The sequence below is a fragment of the Motilimonas eburnea genome (assembly GCF_021295345.1).
Classification (GTDB): Bacteria; Pseudomonadota; Gammaproteobacteria; order Enterobacterales; family CBDFNC01; genus Motilimonas; species Motilimonas eburnea.
On sequence record NZ_JAIMJB010000001.1, the window covers coordinates 1 to 16,509 of the forward strand.

The following is a 16,509-nucleotide window of genomic DNA, read 5'->3' on the forward strand; positions in this document are numbered from 1 at the left end:
ACGCAATGTGCGCAACTGTACACCGGTTGGGCCGACAACGTTGAATCCAGAAAAAGAGTCAATTAAACAGACAGAAAAACAGGCCGCCTAAAGCGGCTAATGGTGACAACTAACTTGAAAAACGCCGATAGCTCGGATGTACAAAACCCTTTTGCTGAATATGTCGTCGCCATTAAGGCTTACTATACCTTCCAATGGCCTGTACGTTGGCGGTTAGGGGCTGCGGAAGGATTGTCCTATAGTGAAAAAATATCCTATATCGAACAAAGTGAAATGGATAGGAAAGGTTACAAACCAAGCAAGTTACTAAATTTTTTAGACTTTTCAGTTGATGTGAATCTTGGTGATACATTTAAAAGCAAGTCGTTAGATAAAGTGTGGTTAGGCTATAGTTTACACCACCGTTCTGGGATTTTTTCAACTTCTTCTGCTTTTGGGCGAATAAAGGGGGGCAGCAACTACAACACTCTTTATCTACAGTGGCACTTTTAGGTAGTTAATTCAGAGGTTAAAAATGTAACAATGCCTGATTTCAGGCACATATAAATAAACTTAGTTTTCGTCAAAGACGGAAATAAGGTATCTTTAGCGGGAAAATTAACCCCTTATAAGTCATAGACAGAGTTAAAACATGATTATTAAACCAAAAATTCGTGGATTTATTTGTACGACTACCCATCCCGTTGGCTGTGATGCTAATGTGGCACAACAAATTGCTTACACTAAATCGAGAGGCCCTATTAAAAATGGCCCTAAACGTGTACTCGTCTTAGGCTGTTCTGCGGGTTATGGTTTATCGTCTCGTATTTCGGCGGCATTCGGTAGTGGCGCTGCAACCTTAGGTGTGTGTTTTGAAAAGCCGGGAACGGCGAAAAAGCCCGGCTCAGCGGGTTGGTACAATTCAGCCGCGTTTGACAAATACGCAAAAGCCGATGGTCTTTACGCTAAGACGGTCAATGGCGATGCATTCTCAAATGAAGCCAAAGCCAAAGTGATAGAGCTGATCAAGCAAGACTTAGGTGAGATAGATCTTGTGGTTTATTCATTGGCATCTCCGGTACGTAAAATGCCTGACACGGGTGAGGTTGTACGCTCAAGCCTTAAGCCGATTGGCGAAACCTACACATCGACCGCCATCGACACCAACAAAGACACCATTATTGAAGCCAGCGTTGAGCCTGCAACAGAAGAAGAAGTGGCGAACACAGTTACCGTGATGGGCGGTCAAGATTGGGAGCTTTGGATTGAAGCACTGGCTGAAGCGGGCGTATTGGCTAAGGGTGCACAAACCGTGGCTTACTCTTACATAGGGACAGAAATTACTTGGCCTATCTACTGGCACGGCGCCCTAGGTAAGGCAAAAGAAGATTTAGACCGCGCAGCGGGCGAACTTAACAACAAGCTCGCTACTGTTGATGGCTCGGCTTACGTTACCGTACTTAAGAGTGTCGTGACCCAAGCCAGTGCTGCTATTCCTGTTATGCCTCTTTATCTTGCAATGGCGTTTAAGATCATGCGCGAGCAAGGTATTCACGAAGGCTGTATGGAGCAAATCCAACGTCTATTCGAAGCGCGTTTATACAAAGAAGACGGTAGCGTGCCTGAAACTGACGAGGCGAATCGTTTACGTTTAGACGATTGGGAGCTACGTGATAGCGTACAAGACGCCTGTAAGGCATTGTGGCCGCAAGTGACGACAGAAAACTTATTTGATGTAACGGACTATCAAGTTTACAAAGATGAGTTTATGAAGTTATTTGGTTTTGGCATTGAAGGCGTTGACTACGATGCTGATGTTGAAACAGAAGTTGAGTTCGACTGTATCCAGCTTTAATTAAGGTGTTCCTACCACAGACAAAAAGCCGCAACTGACATTGCGGCTTTTTTTATGGCTATTTTTAGCTAGCTTGATCCCTTGGCTTTATTGTAGGCTAGGGGCGGAATACAGTGGTAGGCGACAAGGCAGTCAGCGGTTATGGATCATATTTCTCGAGTATTACAGTTAACAGATTATATTGAGGCCAACTTACCGAATGTGTTATCCGTTGGCCAATTGTCTGATTGGCTGGGGGTAAGTAAATGGCACTTGCAGCGAGAGTTTAAGGAAATCACCGGTCACTCCATCGGTCAATACAGCACCGGGCGACGCCTAAGCTTGGCTGCCCAATCTTTAGCAAAAGACAATTACCGCATTTTGGATGTCGCGCTTAATTTTGGCTTTGAATCCCAAGAAGCTTTTGCTCGGGCATTTAAGCGTCATTTTAAAATCTCACCCAAAAACCTAAAGGGCCAGCAAAGTTGGGCGGATAACATCAAATTCCAGCCTCTGACCCAAGGTTACTTAGAGTGCTATCAAGAACTTAAAAATATTGAGCCGAAGCTTGTTAAGTTCGATAACATGCAACTGGTTGCCCTGCCGCGCGCTTATATCACCATTAGGCATGATGAGGCCGAGTTTAACCAGGCCTTACAGGCCCATTGGAACGACTTTAACGACATCATGAGCCAACGCTTTCCTGATGTGACCTTGCCCCATGAACAATGCTTTAGTGTGGAGTTTTCAAATCATTGTAGTTATGCAACGGGTGAGTTTTTAATGATGTGTGCGGCCTGTATTAACGGCCCTATAGCTCACTTATCCGTTGACCATTCCTCCACGGAGAGTGATTTGATCTATTTTAACTTGGCGGCTAAGTCTTACTTTTGTTTTGAACTCGCTAGCCACGATTGGGTGGCGCCTTTTTTACGTTACCTTTGTGAACATTACTTACCTGAACAAAAGCTTGCTTTAGTGGATTTTCCGGTGCTATGGCAAGGGACAGAGTCGGGAGGAGTCAAATGTTTTTTACCCCTTTCGCCAGATAAAGCCCTCACCAGTGCGCCTAGTGCATTGCAAGGTACGCCTCAATTGGTAGCATTTACACCGCCTTTGGTCTGCCTTAAACGCCAGCAAGCCCCGCTGAGTTGTCACAATTTAAGCCAGCGTTTGTGCTACTTTGTCGAGCAGTTTCCAGAGTTGGTCTGTGATGACAAAAGTGATGTGCAACCGGCCTTGATGATAGGTGACTTACAAGCAAGAAAGTTTAACATCGAGCATGAATTTCATGGGGCGCTGGCCACACCTGTTGCATCTGCAGATATGAACAGCGTACAACTCCCAGAAGCGGATTACCTCAGTTGTCAGTTACGAGGTAGTTTAACCGCCATAGGCGAAGCCATGGAATATGTTTACCATTACTTCTTATGGGATTCTCCCTTTTATCAAGTGCAAGGCATTGAGTGGTTGACCGATATGACTTGCCTACCTAATGGCGAATACTGCTGTCAATGGCGGGTACCCGTCAAACACCGCAGCGGGAAAAAGTTACGCTAAGGCGCCCTTACTTGATCCGCACGCCATGTTTGAGCACTTCTGCCGCCATTTCTTCTTCCTCCCCTGAGCGCACAAACACATAGACGGTGCGCTCAACTTGTTGATTGAGCCAAGCTTCTAATTTGCGTGCTTTGGTTTCATCGCCAAACCAGCCTTTGAGTTCAACAACGACGATAAAAGGTGCTTTGTCTTGGGCATCGGGCACGACTTTTTCGGCAACAAATGCGTGCTTAACTAAGCGATGTTGACGCAGGCGTTTAACCAAATAAACGGCCTGTTCGTCCTGCTCTGAGGGAGGTTGCAGCGCATCATCATAGTGGAGTTGGTTTATTTCTTGCCAGCGCTGCTCAAGCTGTTGGTATTCGTATTGATAGCGTCGATACCAAGTTTGCGCCTCTTTTTCTTTGCCTTGATTTTTTAGGTAATGCCATGCCATTTCACACGACGCCAGCGCAAATTCTGGATCTTTGGCTGACTTAGTCAGTAGGTCAATGATTTTGTCTTTGTTTTGTTGATAACAAACGCGGGCGAGGGCATAAGCGGCCTTAGCTTGGTTAGGCCGGCGCTGATAGTAAAGGAAATAGCTTTTGCCGGCGTGTTTAAGGGAATGAAGCTCTTCGAGTAAATTGGCCTTTTGCCATAGCTGTTCATCATCTAGCTCACTGGGTTCAATCTTAAGTAACTCGGCTAGTTTGGCTTTTTGCTCCTTAATGTATTGATAACGCTGATGCCAGCGTTGGCGCATGGCTTGATACCAAGATAGGTCAAAGTCCTTGACCAAGGTATCAAAGTGATCACCTAGCCAAACCTGCGCTGCATACTGTTTAGGAGGGGCGGGTAACCTTGGCTCGCCGTCTAACGCTTTAATGCGATCCGCTAACGAAGGGTGGCTATCGGCATAATCTGTTTTAACGGCTAGCGCGGTTGCTAATTGCTCGTTTAGGTCAATGTTAGCTTGATCGTTATCAATCAAATAGTCGGCAAATCCGCGCCATGGCATGTGTTGGGGCTTGGGTTGGCTGTCGGCTTGCTTAAAAAATTCATCCCAATAGTTTGATTCCAGGTAATCAGCAATCACATAGCTAGTGATTAGGGCATCACTCATATCTTGGTTAGAGGTGAGCTTGGCAGCAATGCGATCGGCTTGATATTCATTGGTGCGGGCCAACACAAAAGAATAGGCGTGAAACCGCGGGGCATACCAATTAAAGAAGCTCGCCATTAATTTTGCGCCCCAAGAGTCTTGCTCTTCGAAGGCTCGCATGATTTTAAGCCAGCTGGCTCGCACTCGGTAGATCCAGCCAGCAAATTGACTGTGATTACCCGATAAATGGCCAAGTTCATGGGCCAGCACTGCCTTGGCTTGGGCTGGGCTCATCGCCATTAATAATTCTAGACCAACAAACAAGGTGTTCTTTTGCCAACCAAAGATACCTAAACGTGGCGTTTGCAAAATCGCGGCATTATGCCTTTGTTCTATGATGACTTGGTGGATCTTGGGCGTTTTAAGCTGGTGGCGCAGTTCGTCGAGCTGGGCAAAGAACTCGGGGCATAGCCCTCGGGTGAGCTCATAACCTTGAGGCGGCTTAAATTTTATCCAGAGGGATTTGCCTAATATCCAAGCGGCCGGAATAGCGGCAAAAATGACCTTGGATTTAAGGAGTAAGATAAACAGCCCGGTACTAAAAAATGCGAGGCCGATTAAACCGCCAATGATGCCGAGAAATAATGCAAAGGCCCCAAATATAACGAGGTAACCTAGCATGGCAAACGCGAATAAGCGCAGCTTATAGCCACGCTCACTGTTCATCACTAGACGCTCTGCGGCGATCACCGCGTCTTCAAACACACTGTCGTTGCCTTGGCTCACAGATAAATACCTGACAAAAAATAAAAGTGTGAAATTATTGTCAAGTTTCCATGGCTGGACAAGCCCGCCGCGATCAATTTGTGACCTTAGCTCACCTATTGAAACATAAAATTAGCGATGGTTTTTTGAATGCCTACAACGTCGGTGCCTTTTTTTAGCTCCTTGACGATGGGCGCAGATGAGCCCGAAATCCAAATCTTTAATTCTGAGTCCATATCAAAGGTGCCAGCCGATTCCACGCAAAAATGGGTGATGGATTTATAGGGAATGGAGTGGTATTCCACCTTGCTGCCGGTGATCCCTTGTTTATCAATTAAGATCATACGTTTGTTGGTAAACACAAACATATCGCGGATCAGCTTATAGGCTAGCGCGAGCTGCTCGTTGTCCGCCATGATAGGCGATAATTCTTGGTTTAACTCGGCTAGGTTAACTTCACTCGCATTGCCTAAGATGGCATCAAACAGTCCCATGGTCGTTCCTTTTGGATTAACTATTGTGTGTTAGCCAGCCTAAGGTGATATGCGTTCACAGGCAAGACTGAGATAGTGTTAAACCTTGTTATTCACTAAATAAATTAGAAAATAGAGCAATAGCCCAAATGCGGTGCAACCAAGTATAAACCCCAACACCCCTATCGCTATTTTCTTTATTTCTGTCATCAGTGATTCAATCATAAAAGCCCCTTATCGAAAAAGTGAGCCAGCGCGTTGGCTGCTGGCCCGTGTGATAGCCATCTTGCTTGTTAATTCATTTTTATCTCGGCGGTTTTATCTTGGTTGAGACTAAATTGGACTTGCGCCATGGTTGGTGGCCCCATTAATACCGGGTTATTTGAGTAGCCATAGGGCTCTTGTGGCATGCCTTGGTGGTTCATGGCTAACTTGTGGTCGTCGTCTAAATCCTGCAGCACAAAAATGGCGTAGTCGCCTGTTGGCACTTGGTTAAGCACGATGGGAGCAGCGGCTTGCTCTAGGCTATAGGTTTGCTGGAGGTAAGACGCTTGCCCTCTAAGTAAATCATCACTGGTGCGGTACACAAAGAGTTTAATATTGCCTTCTGGTTTGGATATGTTGCTTAGTTTAATGGTAAGTGTGTGCTGAGATTGAGGCGAGCTCTCAGCTTGGCTTGCGGTTTGAGTGGATGGCGCTGGCTCACAGGCCATCAGTAAGCTGGTGACACTGGCGATAAGTAATGCTTTGGTTTTCATCATGTTTCCTTTTTGGATCGGTTTTTTGGTTTTAGTACGCATTTGTTTTAGAGCGAATAGGGTTTAAGCGCGAATAGGGTGGTGAACAATTCGCCGCTGGGCCCGCTGTTGCCAGCCTTGGTGTATCAGGGCGGGGATAAATAAGCTGCAAGTGATAGCTAAAATAGCCAGCGAGTAATACGGGGTTTGCTTGATAGCAAATAAAAATGGCGTCGCAATAAATATCACTACCGTATGCCAAGCAAATACTTGCAATGAGTGACGACCAAGTAAGCTGAGTCCAGCCATGTTTAGGGCATGTGGCCAGCGTTTGATGATATAGCCAAATAAGTAAGCCAGTAGCAGTAGGTTTACGAGCCTGAGCCAGCCTAATTCGGGTTTATCGGCTAGGGCGTAAAGCACACCTTGATGAATGCCAAGATCCAACAGGGCACCGTGGTGGACTAAAAACATGCTAGCACACAGCACGAGAGCTAACCAAACAAGGCTAGGGTAACGGTACCAATTAATTCTGCCTTGACGTCGATAAAAACCAATACAGACGCCAACCACAAAAATCAGTTGCCAAGCGAAGGGGTCAAAATAGCCTACGCGAATGGCTAAATCCGGTGAAATCGCATTAAAAAGTGGCGCTAAGTCAGCTTGATTAATCCAGCCACTGGCTAGCCAAAGTAGCAAGCTTAGCAGCAGTAAAACGGGCCCAAATCCTTTACGTAGCATCAGCAACATCAAGGGGAGTAGCAGCATAAACAAGGTGTACATAGGCAAGATGTCAAAATACGCGGGGCGATTAAGCAGCAAGGCGGATAGCCAGGCTGCGTGCTCCGGTGCATTGATAAAGTTGGGCATGATAAACAAGTAAAAATCACGCATCCCAGGGTTGATGGTAATACTGATCCAAGCAACCATAAGCACTAAAACGAGGCAAATCAGATGGTAGTAATACAAGGTGAAGGCGCGGCTAATCGCCTTGCGGGTCAATTGGGATGGGGTGTACTTTTGATTGGTGTAAATGAAGCCGGCCAGTAATCCCGAAATAAAGATAAAGCCTTCAGCGGCGCCAACTTGACCCAAAGGTTGCAAGCTAACCAGTTGCAAAACAGTTTGCCCCCCACTGTTCCATACCAGATGATTGATCATCATCAGCACCAGAAACAGCCCTCTTAAGGTATCTAATCCATCGATTCTGTTCATATTCCTTCTCCTAGATAGGTTTTCATTGTTAGCTTAGCCACGGCGGGGAAGAGAAACTGACTAAAAATGCGCATTTAACATTTTTAACGGATTTGACGTCGGGTTAGCCTTTCTGTTTAACTGTCCGTCTTTTTAATTGTCTGAAAATAAAGGGGTTGTATGCTTAGAGATGCCATAGTTGAGAAGATGATACGAATTTGTGACGAAAAAATAGCGAAGAAGGGAGAGCAAGTTGGCCTTTCATTTTATGCGTTTTTCGCCAATAAGAACGATGATCCCGCCACTTTAATGGCAGTGGCGACCTGGTGGATCCAAACCCATCAGTTAGATCACTTTGAAAAAGCCGTTAAGATAAAAAATATGTTGGCAAATGGGCAATAAGTTAGTCGCCCTAAAGCGATAGCGGACGAGTTAGGCGATTGCCGCTAAGGTTTGTTACACTGGCCGCCTTTTTCGTTCTTGTTAAGATGTCGCCATGTCGTTTTCTGCTCTCATTTCTCATCCTCAATTACTTTCTGCCTTGGCTGAGTTGGGCTATCAACAGCCAACGGCAGTGCAAGCCCAAGCCATTCCCCCCATTTTAGCGGGCCATGATGTGATGGCGGGAGCCCAAACCGGCACAGGTAAAACGGCGGCGTTTTTACTGCCCTTGTTGCAACAGCTACTGACGACTCAAGCTGATAACCAAGTCGATGACCAAGTCGATGACCAAGGCGATGACCAAGTCGATGACCGAGGCGAAATCCAAATGTTAGTACTGGTGCCAACGCGTGAGTTAGCCACCCAAGTCGCGGCCAGTTTCAGCGACTATGCCAAGCATACGCAGCTAAAAGCGGCGCTGGTTTATGGCGGGGTGAGTGTCAGCGCGCAAACCAAAACGTTTAAACAGGGCGTGGAGGTGGTGATAGCCACACCGGGACGCTTGCTGGATCACCTACGCCAAGGCAATCTTCATCTCAATAAACTCAAGTATTTAGTGTTTGATGAAGCCGATCGCATGCTTGATATGGGCTTTGCCGATGAAATCAATGCCATATTGCAGCGCTTACCTAAGCAGCGCCAAACCTTGCTGTTTTCGGCTACCTTCGATGACAAGATCTATCACCTCACCAAGCGTTTGCTTAATCAGCCAAAGCGCATCGTGGTGGATAACCTAAACAGTGTTGCCGAGCCCCTAGAGCAGCGCGTTTATGCCATCGACCCTGAGCGCAAACGCGCTGCCGCCGTGAGTTTGTTGAAACAACAACAAGGACAGGCGTGTTTAGTGTTTAGTCGCACTAAGGTCGCTGCCGATGAGCTAGCACAGTATTTTTGCCAGCAAGGGCTTACTGCCCATGCTTTTCACGCTGATTTATCACAAGCGGTGCGCGAGCAAGTGCTCACGCGTTATCAGCAAGGCGAGCTAAGTGTGCTGGTGGCAACGGATGTCGCTGCCAGAGGATTAGATATTGCCGATCTTGCTTGTGTGATCAATATGGAGCTGCCTTTTAACGCACAAGATTATGTGCATCGCGTTGGGCGCACTGGACGCGCAGGCAAAGCTGGTCAAGCCATTACCTTATTGGCCAGTGAAGAAGAATGGCGTTTAGAGGAAATAGAAGCGCTGATCGATCAACGATTAGCGCCGCAGTGGTTACCAGAATTTGAACCGGATCTAACCCGAGCTGTGCCGGTGGATAAGAAAAATAGCCGAGGGGCAAAAAAACGCCGCGCAAAAAAGCGCGGCTATCGAAATCAATGAGCTAGCTTTGCTGGCGCAAGTCGCGCTGCAAAGAAAAAAGGACCAAGGCTAAGGTGACAGGCAAAACGCCGTATAACGTCATATTAGCAAGGGATGCGGTGTAGTTTAGACTCAAGGCAACGCCGATCAGATAGCTGGTATAAAGTAAGTAGAGTAAGAAGAAGGTCGCGCCTTCCGCTCTGCTTAAGGTTGCTCCGGTAAAAAACAATGGGGCACAAAGCAGCGCAACGCCTAACATAATCGGTAAGTCTAAACTCACTAGCTGCGCATTCGCGGCTAGTCCCTCTGGAGCGATAACCCCAGCAACACCCAGTACAGCTAAAAGATTAAACACATTACTGCCAATCACGTTGCCTACCGCGATATCTCTTTGCCCTTTAACGGTGGCCACAATAGAAGTGACCACTTCGGGTAATGAGGTGCCGATAGCGATGATGGTTAAGCCAATTACGGCTTCACTTACCCCAAAGGCCTTGGCAATCGCAACGGCGCTGTTAACCAGTAAGTTGGCCCCCACGACCAGCAAGACAACCCCTACCAGCAACCAAAGGATGTTGTGCCACCAAGGCGCACTGATATCTTCCTGTGCCTCTTCTTGATCTGGGTTGTTTTTACCTTGAACAAACAAAAATACAGTATAGCTGATAAGTAGCACCACTAAAATGCAGGCGTCTAGGCGACTGAGTAAGCCATCACTCACCAGCCAATAGACTAGTGCTGAAATAGCTATCATCATGGGCACATCTTGCTTGATTAGCTGCTTTGAGATAATCAACGGGCTTAGCATGGCTGCCAGCCCAAGAATGAACAACACATTAAAGATATTGCTGCCGACCACATTGGCTATTGCCATTTCGGTTTCACCGGAAAATGCTGCGCCTATGCTTACAGCAAGCTCAGGGGCACTGGTACCAAACGCCACTACGGTAAGGCCCACAACTAGGCTTGGAATGCCAGCCGTTAAAGCCAATCTAGCCGCGCCCTTAACTAAACAGTCCGCGCCGTAAATCAACAGTACTAATCCCACCACTAACAACAGATAAACCACTTTATTTGCCCTTAACACTGGACCAGCTAAGCCGGCTGGAAATAGTCAATACGCCTTTCAATTTGGCTTATCGGCGCTTAGACAAGGGGATAAAACACCTGTCTATAGATTGCGGATATTAGGCTGTTTTTGATTGATTAGATAGTCTTGTAATAGGGTTGTATAAAGATATTTTTCACTGCCAGATTGTTTTCTAACTTAATGAAAATGCGTAACTTAATAGCAAAGGCAAGGTGATGATAGCCGCGGCATTACCATACAATATCATTGAGGCCACTTTATCGGGCTCGGTATCAAATTGCACCGCATACAGATAATTCATCACCGCAGGCGGTAACATACAAAACAGTACCATCATTTGTTGTTGTAATACCGGCAGCGGAATGAGTAAAGCAATCATGCAATAAGCCACAGCCCCTGTTACTAGGCTTAAGCCAATACTTTGCAGGCCAATAGTGAGGCCGTTGAGCTTGAGGTTGGTCATCTGGCTGCCTAGGGATAAGAGCATAATGGGGATAGCGGCTTGACCCAATAATTCAGCGGCTTGGTGTAACGGTGGGTATAAGGGCAAATTGGCTAAATTCACCACCATCGCCACCAGCGCGGCAATAAATAATGGCATTTTAAATAAGCTGGCTAAGCTACTAAGGCCTCGGCTTGAGCTTAGCACCAGCCCGCCAAAGATCACGTGGACACAGGTTGATACAACAAACAGCAAGATAGCCGCCTCACTGGCTAAGGTTCCAAATGCATAACCAAACAGAGGAATGGCCAGATTACCGCTATTACGAAAGCACATAGCAGGGGCCCAAGTTCGAAAGTTAAAGGATTGACTTCTGAGTAAAGCAATCAACACCATGGGGATCAATAAAGCCAAGATGGCGGCAAGTAATAGTGGGCCTTGCTCTTTTCCCAGAGGCGCTTGGCTAAGCGCCGAAAAAATGAGAGAGGGGACAAAGACCGCCATATTCAAGGTATTTAACCCAGAGAAGTCAATTTTTAGGGTTTTATTGACGATAAACCCAGCAATAACCAAGGCAAAAATAGGAAATAAAATAGCGGTGACTTGAGCCAGCATTGAGAGGACGTATTCAGTTAGATAAAACACGACGTTACACCATCCCAATTGATAAATATACCCAATCAACTTGAAGGTGCACTCCTAAAGGGCAAGTTGGTCAAGCGTGTATGCCGCGTTATTGATTTTGATAAGGGGAAGCCATTACCTGTAATTAATACCGTGCCCAAACGCCTGTAAACGCTTGCTGAAATCAAGCTTATCCAGATTGATTGGGGACACAAGTTGGCAAGGGCAATGGGGGCGCGTTGCCATCAAACTAACCATGATCAAGTTGCAGCGGCTTGTGATAAATAGTTTTTGATTAGTTTATTTAAATCTGGTGTGTCCTTGCTAAGCTTAAGTTAACTTAAGGAGGACTTATGCAGCAAAATCAAGTCAAACAATGGTTATCCCATGGTGGTAAACCTACCTGTATTTTAATGGCTTATGCAGATTCCGCCTTTTACCGGCCCGAAGTGATAGTGCATCGCCAGCCTGAGCCCATCACCGACAATCATGGGGATATTATTCATTTTAATAGTTTAGCTAATGCTAAATTAGCATTAAAAAAACTGGGCTTTGAACAAGCAACCCTTAAGCTCACCTTGCCTTACGATGAAATGCTGGGTGAAGCCGTAAAAAGCGAGCATTGCTACCAAGACATGAAGATTTGCTTATAAGGCTTAAGTTTTAGGCCATAACCCAGTGGCAACAAAGCTCTCACTAAATCGTTAACAGGGCGCAGTCTGCTTGCCAAAAGTAAACTGCGCCGTGATGAGTTAGCTTTTTTGGGGCAGGCTCTCTGCCGCTTCTTCTTCTAATATTTCCGAGCTCGCTAAATACAAGAAATGTAAATGACGCTCATATTGAGTGATGGCATCGGCGATGATTTGCTCTTGGGTATAACCAAACACATCATATTGTTGGCCACCTTGGAGCAAAAACACTTCAGCGCGGTAATAATCGTCATGTTTCTCATCGGCGTAAGTAGGCACGACAAAATGACGTAAGCGGATCCCGTAAGAAAAGTTTTCCGCCTCTTCTTTGTAGATGGTTAAGCGAATTTTCTCTTGGTCTTCAATGAGCTTGGCGTTGATACCTGCTTTTTTAAACTGTTCGCATAGTTCAGTCAAAGCTGGACGAACGGTACTCTCAATGAAGCTTTCAGCCTGTTTCAAACGCGGATGCACCAATAGGGTGTTTAGACGCTCTTGCCACGGCACTTGGCTTTGTGCGAACTGCACTGAGGTATTATGGTTTTGTACGCTGTTTTGCAGCATTAAATCATGGCGCAGTGCTTTAAACAGGCCATAGCAAAATAGCAACATGACAAACATAAAAGGAAACGCGCTGGCAATGGTCAGTGTTTGTAACGCTTGTAATCCACCTGCATAGAGTAACGCCGAGGCAATGATACCGATCATGGCCGTCCAAAATATCCGTTGCCATACCGGCGTGTTTTGTTCACCTCCTGCGGTTAACGTATCGATGACTAAGGCGCCTGAATCGGCTGAGGTGATAAAAAAGGTAGTGACCAATAAGACAGCAATCAATGACAGCAAAGAGGCTAATGGGAACTGCTCAAAAAACACAAAAATGGCAATCGCGACATTATCATTAACGGCTTGAGCTAGGGTGTGCAAGGTGTCAGATGAAATAATATCAATGGCACTATTACCAAACACCGTCATCCATAAAAAGGTAAAACCAGAAGGGATAAAAAGCACACCAACGATAAATTCACGTATGGTCCGTCCGCGCGAGACTCGGGCAATAAAAGTGCCGACAAAAGGCGACCAAGAAACCCACCATCCCCAATACAGCATGGTCCAGCCACCCAACCAGTCTTCTTTATGGTCGTAGGCATACATATTAAAGGTACTATTGACTAACTCACTCATGTAAGTGCCGGTATTTTCGACAAATGACTGAAACAATTGAGCTGTTGGTCCCAATAGTAAAACACCCACCAACAGCGCAAGTGCTAAGAACATATTTAAATTAGACAAGCGCTTAATACCGCCGTCTAGGCCAAGTATCACAGAGATCGTGGCTAATATCGTGATCACTACAATTAATGCCAGCTGCACAAGCACGGTTTGTTCGATTGCAAATAGGTGACTTAACCCCGCATTGAGCTGTTGTACACCGAACCCGAGAGAGGTGGCGACACCAAATAACGTCCCCACCACCGCAAAGGTGTCCGTAGCATGGCCGATGGGGCCATGAATACGCTCTCCGATAATGGGATATAAAGCTGAACGGGGTAATAGTGGTAGCTTATGGCGATAAGAAAAATACGCTAAGGCGAGGGCGACGATGGCGTAGATCCCCCACGCATGTAGACCCCAGTGGAAAAAGGTAATTCGCATGGCATCTTTGGCTGCGTCAATGGTCGCCGGATCGCCCACGGGCGGGCTGAGATAATGCATCACGGGCTCAGCCACACCAAAGAACATTAAGCCGATACCCATACCAGCTGAAAACAACATAGAGAACCAGGAGATATTGGAATAATCTGGCTCGCTGTGATCGGGCCCTAATTTGATATCACCCAAACGACTGACCATGACACAAACGATAAAAATCAGAAAAATGGCCACGCTCAAAATATATAACCAGCTCACTTGGCTCACCAGCCAGTTTTGAACTTGATTAAATAATTGATTACTAAGGTTGGGTTGAAGTGCCGCGAACAAGGCAATAGAAACGGCAATGATTAAGGATGAAATGAAGACGGGTTTATTTATTTTTGTTGAAATGTGCATAATTACTCAATAGGTTAGCCAAGAAACACTAGGCTCCGGACTCAGGGCTCAGGCCTTAGCTAAGGTGGTTTACAAAAGGAAAGCCATGGATGACTATCCCGCTTTATATTCTGTTGTATTTGCTTTTGATATAGGCAGTGTAATTAATCACTGATAAATATTATTTTAATGGCTTAAAATAGTATTTTTTAATCAAAAGTCCGACTAAATGCTTAATTTTAGCAGGTTTTGGCCAAAAAGCGAGCACTGCCATTGCCTAAACGCCTGTAAACGCTTGCTGAAATCAAGCATATCTAGGTTGATTGGGTATATAAACGTTAAATGGTGAGTGCTCATAAGGAAGAGGTCATGAGTGACGAAATAAAATGGTTGCAGCTAAAAGACTGGGTTAGGGGGTTGCAAGCCAACCATCCGTTTCCGGGCATAGGTTACGTGCGTTGCGACAGTCGGCAACAGTTGCGAGACTTGCAAGCGGCACAAAGCTTTTTGGTGATCATTGTTCAGGGCAATAAGCGGGTTGTGAATCAAACCGATCAACTGCAAGTGAACAGCAAGCACGCTATGGCGTTTCCTGCTCATGCTGACTTTAGTATCATCAATACGCCAGAAGAGGGGGCATTTTATGCCTTAGTGCTGCAATTTAGTCCTGATCAATTACAAGGCGTACAAGGCTCACACGGCCAGTTAGTCCAACAAGCATTGGCATCTAAAACGACCTTTCAACCGTTTAAGGTGTCTGGCTCCTTGCTTTCCAGTTTGTTGCACCTATTAGATGCTTTACACGGTGAGTTGGACTCGACCTTGCTAATGCACAGATACAATGAGGTGCTGCTCGCGTTGTTGTTGAGCGGCCAAGGTGGCTGTTTATTTGTGCAACCCCAAGCCAAATGGCGTGATAAAGTCAGCCAATTAATCTCCCTTGATCCGGCCAATAATTGGTCATTAGAGAGTATGTCTGAGCGATTGCATGTCAGTGAAACGACCCTAAGGCGACGCTTGCGAGAGGAAGGCGTGGGATTTAGGCAAGTATTAGCCGACACCCGACTAGGCCACGGTTTGTATTTATTACAAAGTGGGCTTGAGCGCCGCCCAATCAGTGATGTCAGTGAGCGCTGTGGTTATCAATCCGTATCGAGTTTCAGTGCTCAGTTTAAGTCGCGCTTCGGCATGTTGCCTTCACAATTACAAAAATCAGTGATCTAAGTGACTAGGGCCTGCTGATCTTTGGAGCTTGTTTTTGCAGCGATTTGTTGGGTATTTATACAAAACAATCGTTGTGGGCAGCAACTTTGTGGCATAGTCGCCTACGCGAAAAGGCGCTAACGCAGTAGAAATGACCAACAAACGCTGTCCATTGGATTCGGCGAAAGCCCTTCGGGCGTAAGCATTCTGTGCGTCGTTGAGCAGTATTTACTTAGATTGCTAAGCTACACACCGCTCGCCTCGCCCAAAACGCTTTTAGACAGGGTGTCTCCCACTCGAACAAAAATCAACCACGAAAGGTCAACAGGCCCTAAATCTTAATTGGCCATTTAACAATAAATATTGGCCAGTTGACGGCAACATCATAGGGACGCTTATCTTAACCTGTAGTTGTTTTCAAACAACAAGGAAAAGCAGATGAAAAAGATAGGCTTAGCACTAATTCTTAGCAGTGTCATGGGCTCCGCTCAAGCCCTTGAGTTATCCAGTGATGATATTGTTGAAGGTGGCTTAATGGACATTAAGCATGCTTTTGACCAATGGGGCTGTGGTGGTAAGAACATTTCTCCGCATTTAAAGTGGAGTGATGTGCCCGAAGGGACCAAGAGTTTTGTGCTGACGGTGTATGATCCCGATGCGCCTACCATTAGCGGCTTTTGGCATTGGGTCGCGTTTAATATTCCTGCTGATGTGACGGAGTTACCGCAAGGGGCTGGCAATCAGGGCAGCAAGCTGTTGCCCCAAGGGGTAGTACAATCTAACACGGACTTTAATGCCCAAGGATACGGTGGTCCTTGTCCACCTACCACAGATGGTATGCATCGCTATCAATTCTCGATTCATGCCATGAAAGTGGATAAGCTCCCTTTTGGTGCTGATATTAATCCCGCTTCTGTGGGTTATCAGATCCATGTTAATAGCTTGGCGTCCGCTACCCTTACCGCAACTTACAATCGCGATTAGACACTTGTTCTAGTGTTAATACAATTTGATGCCAGACATTGCGTCTGGCATCAAGGGCGTGTTTTCCCATTGGGACGGT

Annotated in this window: 15 protein-coding genes; 8 read left to right on the forward strand and 7 right to left on the reverse strand. The window is 46.1% G+C overall.

From position 1 onward, the window contains the following. The first annotated feature begins 114 nt into the window (after nucleotides 1–114). The 3 genes from K6Y21_RS00005 (at nucleotide 115) to K6Y21_RS00015 (ending at nucleotide 3,373) form a co-directional block, all read left to right on the forward strand. A complete protein-coding gene (locus K6Y21_RS00005; protein WP_349629447.1) occupies nucleotides 115–492 on the forward strand; it encodes a hypothetical protein in 378 nt (125 codons plus the stop codon). Between the two features lie 139 nt (nucleotides 493–631). Beyond that, a complete protein-coding gene (fabV, locus tag K6Y21_RS00010) occupies nucleotides 632–1,834 on the forward strand; it encodes an enoyl-ACP reductase FabV (protein ID WP_233069550.1) in 1,203 nt (400 codons plus the stop codon). A 141-nt stretch (nucleotides 1,835–1,975) separates the two neighbouring features. Beyond that, nucleotides 1,976–3,373, forward strand: coding sequence for a helix-turn-helix domain-containing protein (locus K6Y21_RS00015; protein WP_233069551.1), 1,398 nt, complete (start codon nucleotides 1,976–1,978; stop codon nucleotides 3,371–3,373). Between the two features lie 7 nt (nucleotides 3,374–3,380). On the opposite strand, the gene K6Y21_RS00020 is transcribed toward K6Y21_RS00015, so the two are convergent. The 4 genes from K6Y21_RS00020 to opgC all read right to left on the reverse strand — a co-directional run bounded on the left by K6Y21_RS00020 (nucleotide 3,381) and on the right by opgC (nucleotide 7,647). Beyond that, entirely contained in the window at nucleotides 3,381–5,243 is a 1,863-nt protein-coding gene (locus tag K6Y21_RS00020) for a M48 family metallopeptidase (RefSeq protein WP_233069552.1), read from the reverse strand. A gap of 95 nt (nucleotides 5,244–5,338) precedes the next feature. After that, nucleotides 5,339–5,716 carry a PH domain-containing protein gene (locus K6Y21_RS00025; protein ID WP_233069553.1) on the reverse strand — a complete coding sequence of 126 codons (378 nt, stop codon included), beginning with the start codon at nucleotides 5,714–5,716 and terminating at the stop codon, nucleotides 5,339–5,341. Nucleotides 5,717–5,988: 272 nt separating this feature from the next. Continuing rightward, nucleotides 5,989–6,453 (reverse strand): DUF2141 domain-containing protein, encoded by a 465-nt coding sequence (locus K6Y21_RS00030; RefSeq protein ID WP_233069554.1) that lies wholly within the window; start codon nucleotides 6,451–6,453, stop codon nucleotides 5,989–5,991. Nucleotides 6,454–6,516: 63 nt separating this feature from the next. Then, a complete protein-coding gene (gene opgC, locus K6Y21_RS00035; protein ID WP_233069555.1) occupies nucleotides 6,517–7,647 on the reverse strand; it encodes an OpgC domain-containing protein in 1,131 nt (376 codons plus the stop codon). 159 nt (nucleotides 7,648–7,806) lie between these two features. On the opposite strand from opgC, the gene K6Y21_RS00040 reads away from it, so the two are divergent. Then, on the forward strand, nucleotides 7,807–8,028 hold the full coding sequence (locus K6Y21_RS00040) for a DUF6500 family protein (RefSeq protein WP_233069556.1): 222 nt from the start codon (nucleotides 7,807–7,809) through the stop codon (nucleotides 8,026–8,028). A 94-nt stretch (nucleotides 8,029–8,122) separates the two neighbouring features. Further along, the gene (locus K6Y21_RS00045) at nucleotides 8,123–9,388 is read left to right on the forward strand and encodes a DEAD/DEAH box helicase (RefSeq protein WP_233069557.1); all 1,266 of its coding nucleotides are present in this window, start codon (nucleotides 8,123–8,125) and stop codon (nucleotides 9,386–9,388) included. Between the two features lies 1 nt (nucleotide 9,389). On the opposite strand, the gene K6Y21_RS00050 is transcribed toward K6Y21_RS00045, so the two are convergent. Together K6Y21_RS00050 and K6Y21_RS21160 are read right to left on the reverse strand one after the other, a co-directional pair. Continuing rightward, on the reverse strand, nucleotides 9,390–10,436 hold the full coding sequence (locus tag K6Y21_RS00050; protein ID WP_233069558.1) for a calcium/sodium antiporter: 1,047 nt from the start codon (nucleotides 10,434–10,436) through the stop codon (nucleotides 9,390–9,392). 193 nt (nucleotides 10,437–10,629) lie between these two features. Beyond that, nucleotides 10,630–11,544: an AEC family transporter gene (locus tag K6Y21_RS21160; protein ID WP_233069559.1), complete on the reverse strand. Its 915-nt coding sequence runs from the start codon at nucleotides 11,542–11,544 to the stop codon at nucleotides 10,630–10,632. Nucleotides 11,545–11,876: 332 nt separating this feature from the next. Here K6Y21_RS21160 and K6Y21_RS00060 point away from each other — a divergent pair, with 332 nt between their 5' ends. After that, on the forward strand, nucleotides 11,877–12,176 hold the full coding sequence (locus K6Y21_RS00060; protein WP_233069560.1) for a DUF6482 family protein: 300 nt from the start codon (nucleotides 11,877–11,879) through the stop codon (nucleotides 12,174–12,176). Nucleotides 12,177–12,275: 99 nt separating this feature from the next. Here the strand turns inward: K6Y21_RS00060 and K6Y21_RS00065 are convergent, their stop codons facing one another. Then, nucleotides 12,276–14,264, reverse strand: coding sequence for a BCCT family transporter (locus K6Y21_RS00065; protein WP_233069561.1), 1,989 nt, complete (start codon nucleotides 14,262–14,264; stop codon nucleotides 12,276–12,278). A 348-nt stretch (nucleotides 14,265–14,612) separates the two neighbouring features. Here K6Y21_RS00065 and K6Y21_RS00070 point away from each other — a divergent pair, with 348 nt between their 5' ends. Further along, nucleotides 14,613–15,467, forward strand: coding sequence for an AraC family transcriptional regulator (locus K6Y21_RS00070; protein WP_233069562.1), 855 nt, complete (start codon nucleotides 14,613–14,615; stop codon nucleotides 15,465–15,467). A 417-nt stretch (nucleotides 15,468–15,884) separates the two neighbouring features. After that, nucleotides 15,885–16,430 carry a YbhB/YbcL family Raf kinase inhibitor-like protein gene (locus tag K6Y21_RS00080; RefSeq protein ID WP_233069563.1) on the forward strand — a complete coding sequence of 182 codons (546 nt, stop codon included), beginning with the start codon at nucleotides 15,885–15,887 and terminating at the stop codon, nucleotides 16,428–16,430. Nucleotides 16,431–16,509 lie beyond the last annotated feature (79 nt).

Bases quoted from the DNA above. Each gene is read 5' to 3' on its own strand.
- K6Y21_RS00015 (WP_233069551.1), top strand. From the start codon at position 1,976: ATGGATCATATTTCTCGAGTATTACAGTTAACAGATTATATTGAGGCC.
- K6Y21_RS00040 (WP_233069556.1), top strand. From the start codon at position 7,807: ATGCTTAGAGATGCCATAGTTGAGAAGATGATACGAATTTGTGACGAA.
- K6Y21_RS00060 (WP_233069560.1), top strand. From the start codon at position 11,877: ATGCAGCAAAATCAAGTCAAACAATGGTTATCCCATGGTGGTAAACCT.
- K6Y21_RS00070 (WP_233069562.1), top strand. From the start codon at position 14,613: ATGAGTGACGAAATAAAATGGTTGCAGCTAAAAGACTGGGTTAGGGGG.
- fabV (WP_233069550.1), top strand. From the start codon at position 632: ATGATTATTAAACCAAAAATTCGTGGATTTATTTGTACGACTACCCAT.
- opgC (WP_233069555.1), bottom strand. From the start codon at position 7,647: ATGAACAGAATCGATGGATTAGATACCTTAAGAGGGCTGTTTCTGGTG.
- K6Y21_RS00045 (WP_233069557.1), top strand. From the start codon at position 8,123: ATGTCGTTTTCTGCTCTCATTTCTCATCCTCAATTACTTTCTGCCTTG.
- K6Y21_RS00065 (WP_233069561.1), bottom strand. From the start codon at position 14,264: ATGCACATTTCAACAAAAATAAATAAACCCGTCTTCATTTCATCCTTA.
- K6Y21_RS00030 (WP_233069554.1), bottom strand. From the start codon at position 6,453: ATGAAAACCAAAGCATTACTTATCGCCAGTGTCACCAGCTTACTGATG.
- K6Y21_RS00025 (WP_233069553.1), bottom strand. From the start codon at position 5,716: ATGGGACTGTTTGATGCCATCTTAGGCAATGCGAGTGAAGTTAACCTA.
- K6Y21_RS00080 (WP_233069563.1), top strand. From the start codon at position 15,885: ATGAAAAAGATAGGCTTAGCACTAATTCTTAGCAGTGTCATGGGCTCC.